Origin of the sequence: Tolypothrix sp. PCC 7712, from assembly GCF_025860405.1 — a bacterium.
In the GTDB taxonomy this organism is placed as follows: domain Bacteria; phylum Cyanobacteriota; class Cyanobacteriia; order Cyanobacteriales; family Nostocaceae; genus Aulosira; species Aulosira diplosiphon.
Window position 1 is genome coordinate 231304 of sequence record NZ_CP063785.1, and the last position, 17191, is coordinate 248494.

General features: G+C 39.7%; 12 protein-coding genes. 6 read left to right on the top strand and 6 right to left on the bottom strand.

Translation table 11 applies throughout. The features are described 5' to 3' along the window. Nucleotides 1-776: 776 nt before the first annotated feature. The gene (locus tag HGR01_RS00945) at nt 777-1166 is read right to left on the bottom strand and encodes a hypothetical protein (RefSeq protein ID WP_045868481.1); all 390 of its coding nucleotides are present in this window, start codon (nt 1164-1166) and stop codon (nt 777-779) included. Nucleotides 1167-1208: 42 nt separating this feature from the next. Then, the gene (locus tag HGR01_RS00950) at nt 1209-2501 is read right to left on the bottom strand and encodes an ISKra4 family transposase (protein WP_081583904.1); all 1293 of its coding nucleotides are present in this window, start codon (nt 2499-2501) and stop codon (nt 1209-1211) included. 348 nt (nt 2502-2849) lie between these two features. Between HGR01_RS00950 and HGR01_RS00955 the strand changes: the two genes are divergently transcribed. The 3 genes from HGR01_RS00955 to HGR01_RS00965 are packed head-to-tail and all read left to right on the top strand — an operon-like array spanning nt 2850 to nt 5258. Further along, nucleotides 2850-3755 carry a S1C family serine protease gene (locus tag HGR01_RS00955; RefSeq protein WP_045869409.1) on the top strand — a complete coding sequence of 302 codons (906 nt, stop codon included), beginning with the start codon at nt 2850-2852 and terminating at the stop codon, nt 3753-3755. 31 nt (nt 3756-3786) lie between these two features. After that, nucleotides 3787-4629: a S1C family serine protease gene (locus HGR01_RS00960; protein ID WP_045869410.1), complete on the top strand. Its 843-nt coding sequence runs from the start codon at nt 3787-3789 to the stop codon at nt 4627-4629. Beyond that, nucleotides 4626-5258 carry a response regulator transcription factor gene (locus HGR01_RS00965; protein ID WP_045869411.1) on the top strand — a complete coding sequence of 211 codons (633 nt, stop codon included), beginning with the start codon at nt 4626-4628 and terminating at the stop codon, nt 5256-5258. The genes HGR01_RS00960 and HGR01_RS00965 overlap by 4 nt, the downstream gene beginning before the upstream one ends. Before the next feature lie 303 nt (nt 5259-5561). On the opposite strand, the gene HGR01_RS00970 is transcribed toward HGR01_RS00965, so the two are convergent. Beyond that, nucleotides 5562-6251, bottom strand: a complete 690-nt coding sequence (locus HGR01_RS00970; RefSeq protein ID WP_045869412.1) for a hypothetical protein — start codon at nt 6249-6251, stop codon at nt 5562-5564. 596 nt (nt 6252-6847) lie between these two features. On the opposite strand from HGR01_RS00970, the gene HGR01_RS00975 reads away from it, so the two are divergent. Then, complete coding sequence (locus HGR01_RS00975) at nt 6848-10414, top strand: CHAT domain-containing protein (protein ID WP_045869413.1); 3567 nt, start codon at nt 6848-6850, stop codon at nt 10412-10414. A gap of 149 nt (nt 10415-10563) precedes the next feature. Here HGR01_RS00975 and HGR01_RS00980 read toward each other — a convergent pair whose 3' ends face one another. The 3 genes from HGR01_RS00980 to HGR01_RS00990 all read right to left on the bottom strand — a co-directional run bounded on the left by HGR01_RS00980 (nt 10564) and on the right by HGR01_RS00990 (nt 14266). Further along, on the bottom strand, nt 10564-11439 hold the full coding sequence (locus tag HGR01_RS00980; protein WP_081583959.1) for a GNAT family N-acetyltransferase: 876 nt from the start codon (nt 11437-11439) through the stop codon (nt 10564-10566). Nucleotides 11440-11502: 63 nt separating this feature from the next. Beyond that, nucleotides 11503-12369, bottom strand: a complete 867-nt coding sequence (locus HGR01_RS00985) for a GNAT family N-acetyltransferase (RefSeq protein ID WP_045869414.1) — start codon at nt 12367-12369, stop codon at nt 11503-11505. A 130-nt stretch (nt 12370-12499) separates the two neighbouring features. Then, entirely contained in the window at nt 12500-14266 is a 1767-nt protein-coding gene (locus HGR01_RS00990) for a peroxidase family protein (protein ID WP_045869415.1), read from the bottom strand. 943 nt (nt 14267-15209) lie between these two features. On the opposite strand from HGR01_RS00990, the gene HGR01_RS00995 reads away from it, so the two are divergent. Both HGR01_RS00995 and HGR01_RS01000 read left to right on the top strand, forming a co-directional pair. After that, nucleotides 15210-16502: a cytochrome P450 gene (locus HGR01_RS00995; protein WP_045869416.1), complete on the top strand. Its 1293-nt coding sequence runs from the start codon at nt 15210-15212 to the stop codon at nt 16500-16502. Between the two features lie 10 nt (nt 16503-16512). Then, nucleotides 16513-16944: a hypothetical protein gene (locus tag HGR01_RS01000; RefSeq protein WP_045869417.1), complete on the top strand. Its 432-nt coding sequence runs from the start codon at nt 16513-16515 to the stop codon at nt 16942-16944. Nucleotides 16945-17191 lie beyond the last annotated feature (247 nt).

A 17191-nucleotide genomic window follows, 5' to 3' on the forward strand; every position in this document is an offset into this window, starting at 1 on the left:
TTTTTAACTCATAATCTGGCAACCCTTGTTGATTTCAGTACAATAGCTACATGAATTTTCTCTGCCTCAGTAATGCACCTAGTGGTTTTTACGTAAAGAAAATTTCCTAAATAAAAACCTATGCTGATAACAAAGAATGGCAATAATACCATGAAATCTTTTCACTATTAAAGTGTTAATATCAGGCTGATGTATGGTTAAATCAGTGTTTACCATAATTGCTGTGAAGCAAAGCAAATTTTGATGAAATTGATATTGTTTTGACTTCAACCTTGTAAGTAACTAATTATGCCATATATTGAGCATTATTTTGTAGTTATTTAAGTGACTTTATAAAAATAATACCTTTGTTAGATTTTAACTTTACAATTCTCCCAGTATTTCTGTCAAGCAAATTTAACAGGTATTGTTTGCTACAAAAATATATACTTAAGTTTGTGTGTCTTAGTATTACCAAGCAGTCCCAGAATATAAATTATTACTGGGTAGGTGAGAATCAAATATTAAATTTTTATATAGCTATCTGGTTGAATTGCAGAAATAATTTACACAAAAAGAAAAGGAATAGGGAACAGAGGATAGGGGAGAAGAATCCAGGTATGTTCAGTTATTTTCCAAATTAAATATGAGTTTCCTAGCAGCTATTTGATGCATGAACTTACTCGTTGCTTCAAAGGGGTGAACGAAAAAAGGTGTGGGGAAGAGCTTAGTTAGCGTACATCATACGCTAACTAAGCTCTGACTCATATAGATGTTAACTCTTATGAGAGTATGAATTATTTTTGAAATCTTGCCGCTTCTTCAACTAGGTCATTGAGTCCTAGTTCTAATGTATGAAGCACCTGGTTTAACGCTTCGATTTTTGTCCGATTTTTCATCATCTCAACTGCCTTTAAAAAAGCAGGACTACCTGCTTTACCAATATATTGATGACAACTTTTGCTACCATTTTTGGTAACAAAGATAGGTTCTCCTGATTGCCACTTGTAATACCAATAAGCGCCACCCTTACCTTTGGCGCGGTAACGAACAATCCAACAACTATTAGCAGCTACATCACTCTTAAGAAGAGTAGAGATTTCTTGGTTGATTTCTTCTCTTTTGGCTTGTAATTGTTCTATTCTATGTGCTAAATCTGAAAGATTCTGTTCTCTTGTTTTGACCACTATGTAAGTACTAACTTCAAAGGACAAGTTTTATCGTAAACTTTACGCTACCTGACTGTAATTGTAAGATTTGGATGACCAAAAATTTGACCATCGAGTTGAATTACTTAAATATGCTGCCCTTAATGCCATAACTCCTTCAGCTCCAAATAAAGACCAATGCATTCCCGCTTGTTTTAATCTTTGTGTAACCACACGCCGATTGGAGCTTTCAACCACTCCCGAACCAATCATTAAACCAGCTTTTAAATAAGAGTGATAATCAATCCGACTCTGATTATTAGTTAAATAACGCTCTAAATCGGTAATAGCTCCCTTTAAATCTTTCTTCTTTTTGGGGAATTGATGACAATTTTCAATTACTGTATTCCATTGTGATTTTTTTAGTAATTGTTGTTGAGTTTTTACCCAATCCAATTGATAGTCTTCGTTATTTGGATACGCTGCTTTCGCTACTGCCCACACATATTCCGAGAGATGAAAAAAGTCGAGAATTTCCACCGAACCTGGAAATTGTTCTGATGCCATCGACCAAATCCAATGTGCGCCATCACCAATTACTACGGTTTTTGTGGGTTTTGTACCTGCTACTTGATTATATAACTGGGATACTCTCTGAGTAAATTCTGGTCGAGATTTTAAAGTAGCTACATATTCCCGAGTACGTATAACACCTCTTTTTTTACCAACTTTTTGATGGTCTTTACTCCAGAAAATTACACCAACTTTTGCTTCTTTATATCCTTGTTTTTGATTCAAGGGAGTCATGACTCCATCAACTCCCACATATAATAAATCTGGTGGTTCCTGCTCTTGATTGGGAATTCCAAACTGTGAAGAAGTGTCTTGCTCACATCGAACCTGAAACTCTTGTGTTTGTAGTTGATTTCCTGTCTTTTCTACTTGATTAGCTAAGGTTTTTTGTGTCAAATCTAGTCTTGTCCATTTTTGAAACAAGGAGTGAGAATTTGGAAATTCACTACTAACTCCCAAGGCACAGGCTAATTCTAATACCATTGGTAGCCATTTATCTTTTGGTAGTCCTAACTCTTCATCAACTTTGACTTTAATACCATCTGTTGTCTCATAAGCTCTACGTACAACAACCATTTCACCTAATGGAGTGTAATATCTTTTTTCTCGTTTAGTTCTCGGATGTGAGTATTCGGCTTCTTTTTCTTCAATTAAGGCTTGGAATAAGCTTTGTTGCACAAAGTTCCCTAATTTTAGCCACATATTGTAAAATTCGCCCACAAATTCTTCTAAATGGTGACACTCCGGTAAGTCCTGGAGTGTGTCATTGATGTGAGACAGAATTGATTGGTGGTTGTTCATGGGAAGTTTGGTTTTATGGCATCTCAGATATGTTAGCGGAATTTGTCCGCTAACTCCTCTCCCACACTTTTTTTCGTTCACCCGCTTCAAAGCTAACGTCTCACAGAGAACCGGGAGTAGAAAAAATATCTTTGAGTTGTATCTAGCGGCACCAAATAGCAACTAAAAACCTGTATATCTGCCTAATTAAAAACTCAACACCAAAACCTATCAGCTCTTTGCTGGCTAAAGTACAGCTAACAACACTAGCCATTTGTCTAGGATGAATTCTCCCCAATTTTCTGATGTCGCCTAGAAGTAAAGCAGTACAAGATATTGAGTATATCAGAATGTTTGTGGAGAAATTAGATGTCTTCATTACTAGCTTTGTCCAATAGTTTAGCTGATACCGTAGAACAAGTCGGGAGTTCTGTAGTTGCAGTTAACGCTGGTAGACGGGTTTCCTCAAGTGGAATTCACTGGCGGAATGGCATCATTGTCACTTCCGATGAATCGCTGCAACGTTATGAGGAAATTACTATTACTCTGGCAGATGGCCGTACTGTTGGAGCTACACATTTAGGACATGATTCTAGTACAGATGTCGCTGTGTTTCAAATTTCAGATGCAGCCGTACCTGTGGCGACAATTGGCGATACTACAACACTTAAAGTAGGCAATTTAGTATTAGGAATAGCCAGAAGTAACGAAGGAGAATTGCGCGCGGCTTTAGGCGCAGTAAGTGTCGTGAGTGGTGCGTGGCGGAGTATGAACGGTGGGAATATTGACCAATATATCCGCCCAGATATTACCCTATATCCAGGCTTTGCTGGCGGCCCGTTGGTAGATGCGGCTGGTAATGTAGTAGGCATGAATACATCGGGAAGGCGTAGTACAGCATTAACTATCCCTGTGGCTACAGTTAACCGTGTAGTTGAGCAATTATTAGCTAAAGGTCATATTGCCCGGGGTTATTTAGGTGTAGGAATGCAACCTGTACGCTTACCCAATAACCTCACAACTACCTTAAATTTACTTACTGATACTGGTGTAATTGTTGTCAATGTTGAGCCAGCTGGGCCTGCAGATAAAGCCGGGGTATTGCTGGGGGATGTATTAGTGAAATTGGATGGTACAACGGTGAGTGATACCGGTGATGTGATGGCGTTACTTAATAGTAGCGATCGCGTGGGTAAAACTGTACCATTGCAAGTGGTTCGTGGTGGGGTGTTAGTCGAGTTAGCGATCGCAATTGGCGAACGTCCAGCTGAGTAATGCAAAATTCACAATTCACGATGGCAAAACTATGACTAACACAAGCTTTCCCAACATTGCTGATGAATTGGCAGCCTTAGCTGCTAAATTACGCCACAACACCGTTAAAGTCAGAAGCGGTTCCCAAGGAGTTGGTTCTGGTGTGATTTGGCAAGCCGATGGCTTAATTATTACCAATGCCCATGTCGCTACTAGCCGCAGAGCTACGGTAGAATTAGCTGATGGGCGGATATTTGAAGCTGTACGTACTAAGTTTGACCCACAACAAGATTTAGCTGCACTGAAAATTAATGCTACTAACTTACAGACTGCAACTATTGGTGATTCGGATGCGCTGCGAGTCGGGGAATTAGTTATAGCGGTGGGGAATCCCTTTGCTGATACTGGCGCTGTGACTACAGGAATTATTCACGGACAGCATCAACGAGCAGTGATGGCAGATATTCAATTGTATCCTGGGAATTCTGGCGGGCCTTTGGCTGATTGTCTCGGTCGCGTTGTGGGAATTAATACAATGGTTGTCAACGGTTTAGCTGTCGCCGTCCCTAGTTTAGCAGTCAACCGCTTTTTACTAGGTGCCAGCCGTCCGCAACTAGGAGTAACTTTGCAACCTGTGCTGATAGGTAACCGCAACCTGGGATTATTAGTTTTATCTGTGCTTCCTGATAGCGCAGCCGCCACAGCTGGCGTACAAATTGGCGATGTGTTGATTGGCGTGTCGGGGCGATCGCTCTCTAGATATGATGATTTAAGCAAATATCTGCAACAAAGCAAAGATGGCGAAGCCTTACCCCTACAAATTTGGCGTGGCAGTCAGCAATTTGTAGTTTATGTAGTATTGCAGAGTGGGAAAACTGCGGTGGAGTCGAGATGATTCGGGTAATGGTAGTTGCAACTTCCCCTGTGGTGCGGGCGGGTTTAGCGGCGGTTGTAACTAGCAATTCCCAGTTAACGGTGGTGGGGAGTGCATCCGATTTGGATGTGTTAACTAGGGAAGTAGAACAATTAGAACCTGATGTAGTGCTACTAGATTTAGGTGCGAATCTGCAACCAACAATCTGGGAAAAATTGCTTTTAATTCAACAGCAACAATATCCTCTAGGATTTTTGGTAATTGTAGAGGAACTAGAAAGCATTGATTTAGAAGCCGCCATTCATGCTGGCGTTCGGGGTTTATTACCCAGTACCAGTACAGAATCAGAAATTATCGCGGCGACAATTGCGATCGCAGATAATTTAGTAGTGCTACATCCGGATTTTTTAGAGTTACTACCCCTGCGGGAAAAAGTCACCACTACTCCCGTACAAACCCTAACACCCAGAGAAATTGAAGTTTTAGGAATGCTTGGTTCTGGTTTAGGTAATCGAGCGATCGCTAAACACCTGCATATTTCTGAGCATACTGTAAAGTTTCACATCTCATCGATTTTTCAAAAGCTAGGTGTGTCTTCCCGCACTGAGGCTGTAACTGTTGGTGTACGTCTGGGTTTGATTATGCTCTAAATCAACAGCTTCAGATTTGTAGATAAGTAGCTAAGTCTGTCATTGGAAATAAACCCAACTATTTATCCCAATTTAAAACAATAATGCGACAGATTGTAGGGGCATGGGCAATGCCCTGCCCTCTAGAATATATTGATGTGTCGCAAACATTATTTGATTTGGTATTAATAAACGTAAATAGTTTTAAAATCCTCACCAATGACTAATGACCAATGACAGCCTCAGCCAGTTATCTTTAATTTCGCCGATACACACATATTTTTTCTATTCGCTGTTAAGAATTCCCTGTCCCCTCCCTTTGTCCTATAACTTATCTACCCAACCGTTGTTAGTTAGATACAAATTAATTTGAATCTCAGGTGGATTATCTTTACTTTCTAGTATTTTATGAAGTGCACCATTTCCATCATTTAAAGGTTGATTGGCAAATATTCCTCTTTTCCACATAGTCCCAACTGTTGCTTGCACTTCTGGATCTTCAAACCATTTACCCAGATTTTTAAATTTGTAGGTGAATTTCACATTAGACACTTGGGGAGATCCAGGATAACTCTGCGGTTCAGTGAAGTTAAGAATTTTGTCAACTTCTGCTTCCCCAATACAAAAACCTCCTGTGGGTTGTGATTGTGGAGATCTGGGATAAACATTAGATGTGTAAAACTTTTCTCCCTCGGCTGTAACAGAATATTCAATTCCCGGAATACTTTTTCCTGAATAATCTTTTTTTTCCCCTTCTTTGCTAGATAAAAAGCCAACTTTTACCAAAGAATTAAGTTGGTTTATTTGTTCTGTTGCTAGCTTGGATATTGTAATCGGAAATGACTCCATATTTCCCAAAACAGGAACACACCCAACTCTGTGTTTAGTTAGGATTGTGTTGAGAGCTTGTTTAAAATTAGCCTCGCTAGCTTCTTTAGGATTACTACAACTAGCCAGAATTAAATTAAAGCTGATAAAAGTCAAGAAAATTATGCTGGTACTCTTTGTTTTCATGGGAAATCTCAAATCATTAATAGACTCATTCTTGTGTAATCTAGGAAAGCAGAAATAATTGCAATTGTGAGATTTATTAGTTGCAATTTCTCGGCATATTTTGCAAATAACCTCCTTAGAATATCGATTCATTAATCAAAAATGAACGATTTTTGGAGATTTTGCTGGGGTGGGCACTTTGAGATCATTAGTTTAAATACTGATGATCTCTAGTGCTCACCCTATGGTTTACTCAGGTTTACCGAATACTAAATCGGTGTTTTAGTAATCAAATTCTTAAACAGATGTTTTGGTAGCAAATCAGTACAAAGTTAATGTAACTTTACATACATATATTTGCCATATTGTGGTATTAATTTTTTTGTAAACTACTGAAGTCTCCCTATGCAGTTATTTTGCTATTGGTGGCTATATGGTCAATTTCTTATGTATTATAAAAATTTATAAAATAACGAAAAACCTATACAGATTTGATTACGGTATCAGCTAGATGCACTTCAGATATTACAAAATTACCTTTTTTTCAAGCTGACCAGTATGTCAACTTTAGTCAAGTATGAAATAATCAACTGGAACCCAACGGTATCAAAAATTATATGCTACATAAAAATATATATATTCATGCAGTTGTGATTATTATTACAACCATACTTAATCCCTTTGTAGGCAATTTATCTCCTTTTTTCAATGCACCTCAAGCAGTAGCACAAACTGCACAAGAAAGGAAAAGACAAGCTGATATTTTGCGACAAAAAAAAGATATAGAATCTTTGCAAGCAGCTTTAACTATTTATCAAGAAATTGGAGACAAAGAAGGAATAGTTGCGGCACTGCAGATGCTAGCAAAGAGGCATCGATATCAAAAGGAATATGTAAAAGAAATTGCCTATTTGCAACAAGCTTTAGTGATAGTAAAGCAACTGCAGCAACCAGAAAAAGAATTGGAAGTTTTGGAAGCGATCGCTAATTATTATAGAGGACAAGATAACTATGCTAAAACTATTGAATCTCTTCAGCAAATGTTAGCATTAGTACGCCAAATTAATCACCCTGAAAGAGAGTTTAATTACCTAGCTCGTATTAGCCGTACTTACAGTTTGCTCAAAGATGATGCTAAAACTATTGAATCTCTTCAGCAAATGTTGGTGTTAGCGCGTCGCATTAATAACCAGGATAAAGAGTTAACAGTTCTCCAGGAATTAGCTGCGGCTTACGGTCAGAACAACTATACTCAAGCAATGGCTTACTATCAGCAAGTTTTAGTACTAGCAAAAAAATTGCAAAAACCAGATATAGAGTTGCAAGTTCTCACAAGGCTAGTTAATATTCATGGTTATATTGGTGATGAAGCTAAAGTTGGTAAATACGCACAACAAAGTCTAGCCTTAGCAAGGCAACTACCAAATAAAGAGCGGGAATTAGAAGTTCTTAAAGATGTAGCTTTTGCCTACCAAATCATTAAAAATTATCCCAAAGCTATTGATTACTATAAGCAAACTTTAGCTTTAGCAAAACAACTAAATAAAGAAATTATAGAGAGTCAAACCCTACAAAAATTAGTACGGTTATTTGTAAAGATTGAAGACACAAATCAAGCAGATATATATGCACGTGCTGTTCTCATGTTAGCACAAAACAAATCACAAACAAATCAGACTTTAGAGGTTTTGAATGAACTAGCCTGGGCTTACTATTCTGGAGGAAATTATCACAAAGGGCTGGAATATCTTCAGCAAATGCTTTCTCTAGCACAAAAGTCACAAAATCAAAAACAAGAATTAGAAGCGCTTAACGATTTAGGTAAATTTTCTGATTCTTTAGAAGACTATGCCAAAGTTATTTACTACTATCAGCAAAGGCTAAAAATCGCCCGAAATACACAAAATCAGGAGATAGAGTTGGAGACTTTAAAATCTCTAACTAATGCTTATTTGATTTTAGGAGATTATGTCAAAGCAATTGATTACGAACAGCAAATTTTAACTGTAGGCAGGAAGTCCCAAGACCGGAAAATAGAATTGGAATCGCTGAGGTCTCTAGGTAGTATTTACAGCAATTTTGAAGATTATTATCAAGCAATTAACTACTATCAGCAAAGTTTAGCTGTAGCACGACAACTGAAAAATCGTGAAGCCGAAAGAATGCTGGTTGCAGATATAGCATCTGGATATTTTTCATTAAAAAACTATACCAAGGCACTGGAATATTTTCAGCAAAGTTTAACATTAGCGCGGCAAGAGAAGTTTAAGGGATTAGAAGTATCTCAATTAAGAGAGCTAGGTGATTTTTATTTAGCTAGAAAAGACTCCGTTAAAGCCATTAGCTACTTTCAACAAGCTTTAGAGGTAGCGCGACTAGATAAAGAATCCAAAGGACTTAATGAACAGTCTGCCCTCGAAACACTAGGTTATGCTTATCTTGAACTTGGAGACTATACTAAAGCAATTAGCTATGCCCAACAAAGTTTAGAAGTCGCGCAGAAAATCACTAAAATATATAGTGAAGATGTAGTATCTAGCAGCTTAATTCTCTTAGGAACTATCTACTACGAACAGGGGAACTACAACCAATCCCTTAAATATGCTCAAAAACTTTTAGAAATCGAAAATCTCACAGAAAAATTAACTACTAATTCTCAGTGGCAATCTTTAAGAAATTTAGGAATTTCTCTAGCTGAATCTGGTCATTTCACAGCAGCAGAGAAAAAACTACGTGCGAGTATTCAACAATATGAATCTGGCAGAAAAAAGCTAAACAATAATCAAGCCTATAATGATACATACAAAGTATCTTCTTTTGAGGATATCATTGATTCTTACCGGACTTTACAAAAAGTACTCATTGCTCAGAATCAGCCGCAATCAGCTTTAGAAATTGCCGAACAGGGACGTAGCCGCGTGTTTGTTGATTTATTAGCCAAGCGGTTATTGTCTAAGCAAGCTACTCCAGTAAGTCTTCAGCCATTAAATATCTCTCAAATTCAGCGAGTTGCTCAACACCAAAAAGCCACAATAGTTGAATATTCAATTACTAGGAGATATTGGTCAGATACTTGGAATCCACAACAATCAGAATTATATATTTGGGTTGTCAAACCTACAGGAGAAATTATATTTCGGCAAGTTGACCTTAAATCTCTGAAAACTCCTCTTAAAGATTTGATTCGCCAAACTCGTCAACTAATTAACCAAGGTAGAGGTAGTAACAAAAATAATCTGACAATCAAACAACTAGATAATCCCGAAGCACCGCCAATCAAAGATGTGGTTTCTCCAGTTGAGTCTTTGCGTATCAATCACCGCAGCTTACAGCAACTCCATCAACTACTCATTGCACCTATTGCTGATTTACTACCAAATGATCCTGATTCCCATGTAATTTTCATTCCTCAAGATGAACTCTTTCTTGTACCTTTTCCTGCGTTGCAAGATGCACAAAGCAAATTCTTAATAGAAAAGCATACGATACTGACCGCCCCAGCCATTCAAATTCTTGACCTAACCCATCAACGGCGTAAGCTGAATCGTAGAGATAAAAGTGCCTTGGTGGTAGGTAATCCTACGATGCCAAAAGTATCTTTTGTGCCGGGGCAATCTCCAGAACAATTATCACCTTTACCAGAAGCAGAAACAGAAGCGCAGTTAATTGCTCAGATGCTAGGTACTAAGGCTTTGATTGGCAATCAACCTACTAAAGCAACTGTGATATCAAAGTTACCAAAAGTCAACATCATTCATCTAGCTACTCACGGCTTACTGGATGATAGACGTGGCTTAGGAAGTAGTATTGCTCTAGCGCCTGATGTCGAAAAGCAGGAGGGTAACGGTAATGGTTTACTGACTGCTGATGAAATTCTCAATTTACAGCTAAATGCTGAATTAGTCGTTCTCAGTGCTTGCGACACTGGCGCGGGTAAGATTACAGGTGATGGGGTAATTGGTTTATCTCGCTCGTTTATTTCTGCTGGTGTTGCTAGTGTGTTGGTTTCTCTCTGGGCTGTACCGGATGCGCCGACAGCATCGTTAATGACTGAATTTTATCGCAGTTGGCAACAGCAACCAGATAAAGCTGCTGCACTGCGTCAGGCAATGTTGGTAACGATGAAACAACACCCTCATCCTAAAAATTGGGCGGCTTTCACTATTATTGGTGAGGCAGAGTAGACCTCAATACTCCGCGATTAAGGGTTTTCAATTGGTAATTTGGTTTGGGGAAAAGGTTAAAGGGTAAGGGTTAAAGGTTTTTTCTTGCCCCTTTTGCCCTTAACCGAAAAGTATAGGAATAGACTTTGTTGTTTCTGCAATAATTAGCCTCAACAACGTGCAGAACGGGGAAGGGTAAATTTTTCCTTTTCTGCGGCAAATTTACCACGCACCATTAATTTAGTTTCTTCAATTTCATAGATAAATGCTTCCACATCTTCAACATTCAGCAAGTCGGGACTGAAGTAAATCACGACTTCTTTAATGAGTTGAGGTATCCTATCCAAGATTTTTTGCAAGGGATACATTTGAGTAGTCACTAAATCGTAAAGATGAAGTGTGGTATTTTCTATCTCCATGCAGGCGATCGCATCTAAATCTGGGAAATAATGTAAAGGACGGCTACCTTCGTCAACGCAGAATACAGCCTTTTCGTTGACTACCCCAACTATATTAGAGACAGGTACACGGGTTTCTAGCAGTCTGTGCAACAATGCAATATCTTTGACATCTGCAAAATCCAGTGTTCTCAAGCCGTTGATGCTACCTGTGGAATTACACTTGAGTTTAAAGCTGTGTTCTGGAACAACGCGAAAGCCAAAAGGTAAATAATACTCTGGTTCCAACGTCGTCAATACTAGAGTTTCATAACGTTGGTCGCAATATTCCATTACTTCATTCATGACTTGGCGATAATAGCCTCTTCTGCGAAATCCCTCGCGGGTACATACGCCATGAACTCCGCCAACGGTTACCTTTTCACCCATGATGTACATCGGAATTTCTAAAACTCCGATATGGGTAATGGCGACATCATCATCAAAGAGAATGAAGGGAGTTGAAGCGTCTTCCCATGATGCACCTAGTTCTCGTGCGCGTTCAGCTAGGCTAGTAAGTCCCGGAAAGGTGGCTTCTACTAAGTCAAACAGCTTACTGCTTAAGGTAGGATCGGCAGAGAAGGATTTTTGGAAGCGATCGCAGCTCATAAATAAAATCTGGCTATCAATTCACTTATTCATACTACACATAATACAAAATTGATTCCAGATTTATTTCATGTCAAATAAAACTAAACCAAATTCCTCACCAGTCGTCCGAAAACCAATACTCCGATAAGCGGCTTGTGCTGCTAAGTTAGTTTGCTGTGTAAATAAGATAGCGCGTTCTACACCATGCGATCGCGCTTCTAACAATGAGCCTGCAACTACGCTTCTGGCATAGCCTTTACCTCTGAAAGCCGGCGGTGTCCACACTCCACCGATTTGGACAATATCTGGCAAGCGGGCGTTAAAGGTAGTATAAGCAACAGGTGTATCTTCTACTACTAAAATCCAATGTCTCGCTGTAGCTTGACGCGCTTCTATTGCATGGCGACAAGATAAACTTAAATCAGTATTTCCACTTTGTTTTAATGCTTCCACATTATAGGCAACACACCATTCAGTGAGTAAATCAAATTCTTCTTGGTGTGGCAATCGACACTTTACTTCACCGGATGCTAAGGCAGGGGGAATTTGTAAATCTGATAGTGCTAAGGAAAATAATAATTCACGCTCATCTATATTAGTGGGATGATGAGCCAGCCCTAAAACTTGCTTGGTAACTTCCACTTGTGCAGCCGGGCCAGCAATTCCAGAAATAGTGCGATGAGACTGGGCTACTGCTATTTGCACCACCTCTGGTAAATACACTGGCGCTTGTACCACCACCATGCCATTCCAATAATGGGCGGCGACTGCAACTATATTGTTATCTAACAACGCTGCAATATAAGTTCCCTGAAACCTTTCACCCACATCCACCAACCCCGCCTCTCGCCAATTAGAACGCAAAAACATCGAAGTATCGATATGTTGCAACAGAAAATTCTCTAGCAACATTTCATCACCTGGTTGTAGGGTTCTGATGGTGGGCATGGGTGGGGATGAGGGGGATGAGGGGGATGAGGGGAAAAGGGGAAGGGGACAAGGGGAAATAATTATGCCAATTACCAATTACCAATTCTCCATGCCCCATGCCCCATGCCCCATGCCCCATGCCCATCCCCTAATATCCCGCTATTCCAACCTTTCGCCAAGGGGCGAAGCCGTTGTTAATACCAAATAAGGCGGGTGCTAGGGTGGGATAGTGGCGGCGGAGGACGGATAACAGTCCATTGCTGTCGATCCAGTCTAGACCGAATTGGGTGTAAATTTCGGCGCGGTAGTCTTTGGTGAAGAAGCGATCGCTCTTGAGGCGGCGGGAAGCCATTAAAATAAATACTCGAAAGGCTGTGTCGCTAAAGCCAAAGCCGTCTGGTAAGTCTTCGGCAAACATGCCAACAACTAAATCAACGCTATTGATATCGTTGTTGTAGACTTCCCGTAGTTCTTTCGCCCAGACAGGCTTGCTGGTAATCTCTTCAAAGGATTTGACTCGTCCACGACCGATGATTTCGCGAAATTCGTTATAGCGGGGTACGCCACGTTCGCGATCGCGCAAAATATCAATGGCGGCTAAATCTAAGGTTTCGCCGTTGTCACGAATTAATTTCTGTAAGGCTTTGGGGTAATTGTGTAAGGTAATTGCCCCGGGGTGAGCGATTCCTAAGGAATAAAATAAATCTGGAATGCCGATTTCTTCTACTACTCCCCTAGCGCGTTTACCTGCTACTTCAAAGAAGTCACCTGTGCGCCGCAATTGACCGTTTTTGTGGGAATAGAATTCAAATTCGTCGGGAATTAGGGGATGTAAGCGATATACGCTCACAAATTCTTCGGTAATGTAGTAAGGTGCTGCATGGTGATCCGTTGGCGAACCAATAATTCCACTCAGGGTCTCACCTTCGCCAACACGTCCCCAGAGATTCTTGACGTGTTGACCTAGTAACCCCCACCAGTTAGCACTCATAGCAATTTGCAAGGCGGGATGGGCGAGAATACCGGGAGTCCATTCCACTGTATGAATTTTCGCCATTAATGCCGCGTTAATCAATCGCGCATGGTCGTAGAGGTCGTCATCTCGCCAATCTGGGTATTGTTGTTTGAGGCGATCGCAGATGGTGTTATGCTCTTTGACAAATAGGGTATGCATTAAACTTAAGCCAATCCACCAGTTGTCATTAAAGCCAGTGCGATCAATTCCAATTGCTGGATCTACAGGTAATAGCCCATCATCACCAATAATCAGTTTGCCATCAACATGAGAACGCAATTCATGCACCTGTGTGGCATTATTCCCGTAGATTTGCGAACCATCCCACCAATGAGTCACCTTGTTAATAAAAGTTGGGGGTTCTGCTTTATCTCCTTCTGGGCGGCTTTGATCAACTAAGGTTTCTTTAATCGCCATTGGTCGATGTTCTTGCGGCCAAGTATCATCCTCTGCAAGGGGAATAACTATTTTTTTATCTGGCTGATTGTTTCCATGAGAAAACCAGTCATGGTTTTGAAACTGAATCCAAGCAGCCGCTAAGATATTCAACGATGTCGCTGGGATAAATTCATCTCGCGTCATCAATCTCTGGCTAACAACACGGGGATTAGGATTGAGAATATTTTTCTGATCTACATTAGCTTTTGTCAGGGGAACATTTCGCCCTAAACGAGTCTCCACCATTCCCATTGTTGGATTTTTCAGGTCATTAAAACTACCATCTGGGGTACGCGCTACCAAATGACGGCCATCGGGACTTGCTTGAGGATGAGGAAGTTTATTTGTATCAGGTAATTGAGCAGTATCGTGGAGATTTTCTTGTCTTAATTTGTTGCGAAACCCAACTAGTTTTAACAATGCTAATGGTGTAGGTAGGCGATGCCAAGGAATTCCAAACATTTGACCAATTCCTCTAATATTTTTTGAGACAATGACTCAGTTTTTTCCGCTTATATTACCAGGACTTACGCAAGCAAAATTTGTCATTGCGACCGGAACGTAGTGTAGGGAAGCAATCCCATAGTTTTAGGGGATTACGTCGCTACGCTCGTAATGACGTAATTCCGTGACTTTTGCGTAAGTCCTAATTACTTACACCTAATTTTCGGTAATTGCTGAAGGTGTAAGTATTTTTTTAGATATCGATAATTGAAAAAAGTAATGAGTAATAAGTAGTGAGTAATAAGTAAACTTCCTACTCATTATTCATTACTCATTACTCATGATGTACCTCACTTACTTCAAATGGTGGTGTTTTATGCCATAGGCGAAGGCACCGAAAATCGCTGATAATTTAGTCGTAGGATGAGTTAGTAACGCATCTTATCCAGTACAGGCGGGAGTGCCGTACTTATTTGTTCAATAATCAATGAGACATTTTCTATCTATCAATCTAACTTACAAAATTTATGCGCGATCGCCCACTTGCATTTTTTAGTTCATTAGTATTAATGTTTGTCCAAGCTTATTCATAGTAAGCCTTTGAGAGATTTTCTGTACTTCACAAAATTACAAAACAGTCGAAATCAGCATATAAAAAAATTAAATGATTGCAGCAGTTGTAAACAAATACTAAGTTGCTGATCGCGCTATGTTGGACAATTTATAATACCTATTTAAATGTAATTCAATGCTTCAGAGAAAAATAGTACCCTCAAGGGTACTGTAAGATTAGTTATATTAATTGAGAATAAATAATAGACAAAGTTTTTAGCATTAGTTCGCGCTCATTATTACTCAATAGTTATAAATTTTGAGTAAGCAGGTATCTCACAAGATTTTTGATGCACCGTCTAATTAAATACCAATTATTGCTGTAGTTCCTGTCATAACGCTAGCCATTATGGAAACCTATCCTTCAACGAATGTGCTTGATATCGTGCGGCTTTTAGGAAGTGCGATCGCAAAATTCCTCAGTAGCCCTCATCGCTTCAACTTTCAGGAGGTACTGACTAATTGGCTCAAAGGTGTCACTATTAACTACAAAAGCGAGAACGTAATTCTCAATTTTTTAGTGAAAAAAGTCTTATTAGTATCTGGGCGGGACTTATCAGCACATATCCTCAAAGGGACACCATCTAGCGCAGGTTATCTAGAAGGAACTCTGAAAAAACAGGGGATGTCTTATCTTGCACCTAACGCTTTGACTATCAGCCATGATCAGCAATGGCAACGCCTACGCCCTTATAATGAAAAAGTGCTTTGCACAGGTGCTCAACACCACTATCAACAAGCTTTTTTGCATCAGATACAGCGTGGTTTTGCTCAACCAGTCTCCAGCATTGAGGATATTCGCCAAGGTATGGGGATAGCGATGTTGGGGATTGTATTTGGCGACAATGTTGCGCCTGTAGAGTTAATCGAAGATATTCAGGTTTTATTTAGTTTGGTAGGTAATCCCATCAAAAGGTTGCTGTTTGGGAATCGTGAACAAGTACGACGGGCAAAGTTATATGATTACCTACGACAGCTATGGAAACAAAGTGAATTATCCCATCAACCCTCATTGCTGTCGATGGCGCATCAGATGAAACCAGAAGCGTCAGAAGCGGAGTTATTACAGCAAATTCCCCACTGGATGTTTACCTTCACCGGATCTGGTACAGATTTGTTGGTGCGTTCTTTAGCGTTGATTAGTTCTCGCCCAGAAGTTTTACAGCGAGTGCAATCAGAAATTAACCAGCACAACCTAGCAGAAGCTGCGACAATTAGCCAATTAACCTATCTAGAAGCCTGTGTGTTAGAAACCGGTCGCCTTTATCCTCCGGTAACACTCACATTTCACCTGACACCAACAGGAGATAGTTTTAACAACCATTATATTCCCGAAGGGATGGACATTCTGCACTTTTTTCCGATGATGCAACGACATCTAGAATTTGAGCCGAGTGCAGATTTATTTCAACCAGAACGCTGGCTAGATAAAAATTATGAAGTTGACGCACCTTATTCTAACCTATTTTTGCGAGGTTCCCGTACCTGTCCGGGAAAAGACCTAATTCTGTTTGTATGTAAAAGTGCGATCGCAATTTTAATCGCACAACAGAAAATCACGATCAACAGCACCCTACTCGCTCACGATCCTTTACCACTCTATTTTCCCGGAAAAGATATTCGCTGGCAAAACTATCAATGAGGTAACAAGAATGGCGATTACCACAGCAGACATGATGAAAATGTCGCCTGCTGAATTAGATCAACTTTACCAAAACAGTCCCGTCGGAGAAATACCCAGTGGACAAGGTAGAGGTACAGTTGTTTTTGTCACTGGACTCCCGGAACGTAATTTTTTAGCTGCTTTGGTAAGGTTACTTGCTTGGCAAGGAAAGATATTTTATCGTAATCAAAATTTCTTACTGAATAGCATTACTATTTTAGGTTTGAAGTTAGTAAAAGCCAAAGTTTACCGTGGGGAAAGTTGGTTTAGTCAAGGTGAAGCGATAATTTTAGACTATTCTCAAACCTCATTTATCGCTCAAAAAATTAGAGATGAAATCCGCGAGGTTGCACCTGGGGTTTTTCTAGGTCAAGCTTATTGGAGTAAGACGCGGGTGTTGTGTTTTGCATTGGAATTTTAAATTGCGATCGCTAATTGCAAAAATCAACAATTAACCACCAATAAAAGCGCGTAGAATGCGTTAGCGTCAGCGTAACGCATCTTTCTTCGCCAACAATTTTGATGTGTTACGGCTTTGCCTAACACATCCTACATAAATTTATTAACTAAACAAATAGACTGCGATACATCAACATCAATAACCTTAATTTTTAACAGATTCTCAGCTTCTATTAATTTTATCAACAGCTAAAACCCTTAAATTGTAG